Annotated in this window: 2 protein-coding genes and 1 pseudogene; all 3 read left to right on the forward strand. The window is 75.8% G+C overall.

Annotated elements, in window-relative coordinates; translation table 11 throughout:
- A pseudogene (locus ACFV6I_RS37200) lies at window positions 1–547 on the forward strand (hypothetical protein); the annotation flags it as partial.
- 64 nt (window positions 548–611) lie between these two features.
- Window positions 612–4,046, forward strand: a complete 3,435-nt coding sequence (locus ACFV6I_RS37205) for a right-handed parallel beta-helix repeat-containing protein (RefSeq protein ID WP_380430468.1) — start codon at window positions 612–614, stop codon at window positions 4,044–4,046.
- Window positions 4,043–5,335: a S8 family serine peptidase gene (locus tag ACFV6I_RS37210; protein ID WP_380430471.1), complete on the forward strand. Its 1,293-nt coding sequence runs from the start codon at window positions 4,043–4,045 to the stop codon at window positions 5,333–5,335. Before ACFV6I_RS37205 ends, ACFV6I_RS37210 begins: the two co-directional genes overlap by 4 nt.
- Window positions 5,336–5,453 lie beyond the last annotated feature (118 nt).

Below are 5,453 nucleotides of genomic sequence, written 5' to 3' on the forward strand. Positions count from 1 at the left end.
CGCCCAGCCCCCGGCCAAGCCCGCGCAGCCGGCCCCGCCGCCGGCGCCGAGCTTCGCCGCGGTGGCGGGCCCGGGGTGCAGCGGCGGGGGCGCGCAGGCGCGCGGCTGGTACGACAAGGGCCAGGAGGGCTGGCGGAACAACTCCGGCGGCTACTCGGGGGACGGCTGCAACGGCGGCTACTACTCGATGCCGATGTCGGGTGACGCCAACAAGGACCACGACAACTCGGTGGTCTGGACGTTCTCCACGGGGTCGGTCACCACCGGCACCTGCAAGCTGGCGGTGTACGTGCCGAACAGCGGGGACATCAAGGCGGTCGGCGGAACGTCGTCCCTCTACACGGTGCAGAGCGGTTCGGGGTCGGGCTCGTTCAACGTCAACCAGGTCGGCAACCGGGGCCAGTGGGTCACGGTCGGCCCCTTCCAGCTCAACGGCGGCAAGCTCGCCGTGACGCTGCACGACCGCGGCCAGGACTGGCAGGGCAGCGACAAGCAGACCTTCGCCCACCACGCCGCGTCCGCGATCCGGGCCAACTGCACCGGGTGACCCCGCTGCACCGACGTACGGCAGCACCGGCACGACAGCCAAGAACGACGGAGGAGAACGCACCATGACCCGCCATGTGCTGACGGTCAGTGCGGAGCAGCGCGACGGCGGTGGCTACCGCACGATCGGCGCCGCGCTGGAGGCGGCCCGCAGCGGCACGGTGATCAGCGTCCGCCCGGGCCGCTACGAGGAGAACCTGGTGATCACCAAGATGGTGACCATCACCGCCGAGGAGGCCCGGGGCAGCGTCCGGATCTCGCCGCGGCGGGGCGCGGTGGTGCAGGTGGTGGCCGAGGCCGTCCAGCTGACCGGGCTGGTGCTCCAGGGCCAGGACGAGGAGCTGCCCACCGTCGACGTCCCGCGCGGCCAGGCCGCCCTGGAGGACTGCGAGGTGGCGGGCAACTCCTGGACGGCCGTGCTCACCCGTCAGCAGGGCGCCCTGGCGATGCGCGGCTGCCGGGTCGTCAACCCGGCCGGGGCCGGCATCGTGGAGACCTCCACCGGCTCCAGCGTGATCGAGGACTGCGTGGTCGAGCACCTCGGCAGCTCCGCCGTGGTGATCGGCGAGCGGGCCAACCCCGTGATCCGGGGCTGCGTGCTGCGCGACGCCCGGGGCAACGGGGTGTGCGCCAACGGCGAGGGCCGCGGCTCGATCGAGGACTGCGAGATCTCCGCCACCGACAAACCCGGCATCGCGCTGGAGGAGAACAGCACGACCAGGGTGCTGCGCACCACCGTCCGGGACGCCTCGATCGGCATCTACCTGAGTTCGACCGCCCAGGTCCTGCTGGAGGACTGCACGGTCAGCGCCACCCGGGGCCACGGCCTGGTCCTGACCGGCGGCACCGACCCGGTGGTGCGGCGCTGCCGCACGATGCGCACCAAGGGCCACGGCATCCACGTCACCGGCCGCTCCCGGGGCACCTTCGAGGAGTGCGAGGTGGCCGGCGCGGAGGCGGCCGGGATCGTGGTGGACGAGTCCTCCAGCCCGTCGCTGACCCGGACGGCGGTCGGCGACAGCGGCGAGGCGGGGGTGGAACTGGTCGGCGAGAGCGCCGCCGAGTTCGACCGGCTGGAGGTGCGCGGCGCGGGAGGCGCCGGGGTGAGCGTGCGGGACGGTGCCAACCCGCTGCTGCGCCGACTGGACATCGCCGACGTGCGCGGCCACGGCGTCGAGGTGCTGCGGGAGGGCCGCGGGCGGCTGGAGTCCTGCGTGCTGGGTGCGACCGGCCGGGCCGCGCTGCTGGTGGCCGACGGCGGCAACACCCAGGTCGGTGGCACCACGGTCCGCGGTACCGCCGCGACCGGCGCGCCGGGGACGGCCAAGACGGCAGGGACCCCGGGGATCGAGGTCGGTCCGGGCGGCGTCGCCTCGCTCCGCGACTGCGACGTGGCCGAGTGCACCGGCGACGGGATCGTGGTCGAGGACGGCGGCGAGCTGACCATGGCCCGTTCCCGGGTGCACGGCAACCGCCGGCACGGCGTGCTGCTGGCCGCCGGCAGCCGGGCCGCCCTGACCGGCTGCGAGCTGGTGGGCAACACCCGGGACGGGCTGCGCGCCGAGTCCGAGGAACCGATCCGGATCACCGGCTGCACCGTCACCGGCAACCGCGGCTCGGGCCTGTGCCAGACCAGGCCCAGCGAGCGGCTCTCGGTGGAGAACCTGACCAGCCGGGACAACGGGCGGGCCGACAGCCACGGCACCGCGACCGCCGGCGCCGACGACCACCCGGCCGCTGCCCGCCCGGCCGGCGCGCCCGAGGCCGACGGCGCCGAGGCCGAGGCCGAGCGCCCGGCCGACGACCTGCCGCCGCCCGAGCCCGAGGGTCCGCAGGCGGCCCTCCAGGCGCTGGTCGGCCTGGAGGGGGTCAAGGAGCAGGTCGCCACCCTGGTCAACCTCAACAAGCTGGCCCGGCGCCGCGAACGGGCCGGGATGCCGGCCCTGCCGATGGGCCGGCACCTGATCTTCGCGGGCCCGCCCGGCACCGGCAAGACCACCGTCGCCCGCCTCTACGGGGCGATCCTCGCCGAACTCGGCGTGCTGCGCAGCGGCCACCTCACCGAGGTCGCCCGGGCCGACCTGGTGGCGTCCATCGTCGGCGGCACGGCGATCAAGACCACCGAGGTGTTCCAGTCGGCGCTCGGCGGCGTGCTGTTCATCGACGAGGCGTACACGCTGTCCGCCGGATCCGGCGGCACCGGGCCGGACTTCGGCCGCGAGGCCATCGACACCCTGGTCAAGCTGATGGAGGACCACCGCGACGACGTGGTGGTGATCGTCGCCGGGTACTCGGACGAGATGCGTTCCTTCCTCGGCTCCAACCCCGGCCTCGCCTCCCGGTTCAGCCGCACCGTGGACTTCCGCAACTACTCGGCGGAGGAACTGGTCACCATCGTCGAGCGGGCCGCGGTCGGGCACGGCTACGAACTCGCCGACGCCACCCGGGAGGTGCTCGGCACGCACTTCACGCGGATGCCCAAGGGCGCCGACTTCGGCAACGGCCGCGCCGCCCGCAAGGTGTTCGAGGAGATGGTGGACCGTCAGGCCTCCCGGCTGGCCGAGCTGGCCGACATCACCGACGCCGACCTCGCCCGACTGCTGCCCGAGGACCTCGGCGAGGAGCACTCCGACGCGGCCCGCGCGGCCGCGGCCGGCGGACCGGGCGCCGAAGGCGGCAGCGACCTGCTCGACCAACTGCGCGCCATGGTCGGCCTCACCGCCGCCAAGGAGCAGGTCGAGAACCTGGTCAACCTGATCACCCAGGCCCGCCGCCGGGAGGAGGCCGGCCTGCCCACCGCCCGGATCAGCCACCACCTGGTCTTCGCCGGCCCGCCCGGCACCGGCAAGACCACCATCGCCCGGCTCTACGGGGCGCTGCTCGCCGAACTCGGCGTGCTGCCGCGCGGCCAGCTGGTCGAGACCGCCCGGGCCGACCTGGTCGGCCGCTACATCGGGCACACCGCCCAGCTCACCCGGGACGCCTTCGAACGCGCCCGGGGCGGCGTGCTGTTCATCGACGAGGCCTACACCCTCACCCCGCGCGGCGGCGCCGCGAGCGGCGACTTCGGCCAGGAGGCGGTGGACACCCTGATGAAGCTCATGGAGGACCACCGCGACGAGGTCGTGGTGATCGTGGCCGGCTACCAGGAGGAGATGCAGGGCTTCCTGAGCTCCAACCCCGGTCTGGCCTCCCGGTTCCCCCAGCAGATCGCCTTCGACCACTACAGCGCGGACGAACTCGTCACCATCGTGCGCCGCCAGGCGGAGGAGGCCGGCTACGTCTGCGCACCGGAGACCCTGGCCCTCCTCGGCGAGCTGTGCGCGGCCGTCCCCCGGGACCGCAACTTCGGCAACGGCCGCTTCGCCCGGCAGACGCTGGAGGCGATGGTCACCCGCCAGGCGGGGCGGCTCGCCCGGCTCGACGTCGGCGACCTGTCCGAACTCAGCCTGCTGCTGCCCCAGGACATCCCCGGGCTGCCGCAGGGGAGCGCGGTGTGACCGGCGCACCGGGCCGCCCGGCCCGGGCCGCCGCGGCCGCGCTCTGCTGCGGCGCCCTGCTGGTCCCGGCCGCCCCCGCCTGGGCCGCCCCGAGGCCCGCCGCGACCTCCGCCCCGACGCCGGCCGCCACCTCGGGCGCGGCCGATCCGGCCGCGCTGCCCGTCATCGGCCAGAACCGGGGTGCCGGACGGCCGGACGGCTGCGTCAAGCCCTCCGACAAGGGCACCGACCGGACCCCGTGGGCGCAGACCTACCTGCGGCCCGAGGCCGCCTGGCAGCTCAGCCGCGGTGCCGGCGTGACCGTCGCCGTGGTCGGCTCCGGGGTCGACCCGGCGTCCGGGGTCCTGGAGGGCCGCCTCACGCCGGGGCCGCGTGAGTACGGCCCCGGCGACTCCACCCGCGACTGCGTCGGCCACGGCACCTTCCTCGCCGGGCTGATCGCCGCCCGGCGCCAGGACGGGATCGGCTTCGCCGGTCTCGCCCCCGAGGCGCGGATCCTCGGCGTGGCCGTCACCGACGACGTGGGGAACACCACCCCGGCCCTGCTGGCCAAGGGCATCCGGGACGCGGCCGACGGCGGTGCCCGGATCATCGCCGTCGGTCTGGCGCTGTCGACGGGCGAGGCCGAACTCGGCGACGCCGTCCGCTACGCCGGCGGCAAGGGCGCCCTGGTGATCGCTCCGGCCGCCCCCGACGGCGGCGGCAGTTCCCAGTCCTCCCCGAACTCGCCCCCCGTCGCGGCCTTCCCGGCCGCCCTCCCGGACGTCCTGGCGGTCTCCGACCTGGCGCCCAACGGCGCCCCGCCCAGCGGTGCGGCGGACGCGGTCCGGGTCGACCTGGTCGCCCCGGGCGACGCCGTGCTGAGCGTCGGCCCCGGCGGCAAGGGCTACTTCACCGCCGCCGGGCCCAGCTTCGCCACCGCCCTGGCGGCCGGCACCGCCGCACTCGCCCTCGCCTACCGGCCCGACCTCACCCCGGCCCGGCTCGCCGACCGGCTCCGGGCCACCGCCTACCACCCCGGCACCGCCCTGCCCGACCCGCACCTCGGGTACGGGACCGTCGACCCCCTGGCCGCCCTCAGCGCCCCCCTCCAGGACGGGCCCCCGGCCACCCCCGGGCCCGCCCTGGCGGTGTCCCTGGTCCAGTCCCCGCCCCCCGACCCCGCCGCCCGGCAGGCCACCCTGATCGCCGGCGGGATCATCGCCGGTGTCACCCTGGTCGTCGGCACCGCCGTGGTCTGTGCGACGGGCCGCCGCCGGGCCTGGCGCCCTGGCCGCTGGTCGGTCTGACGGGCCGCCGGGAGCCCTCCGCGCCCTGGGCCGGCGGTGCGGTGCGGGGCCGCCCGTGCCACCGACACGGGCGGGGCGTTCAGGCCCTGTCCGGCCGGTGGCGGACGCTGCCCGCCAC

Source organism: Kitasatospora sp. NPDC059803, from assembly GCF_042732255.1.
Taxonomy (GTDB): Bacteria; Actinomycetota; Actinomycetes; order Streptomycetales; family Streptomycetaceae; genus Kitasatospora.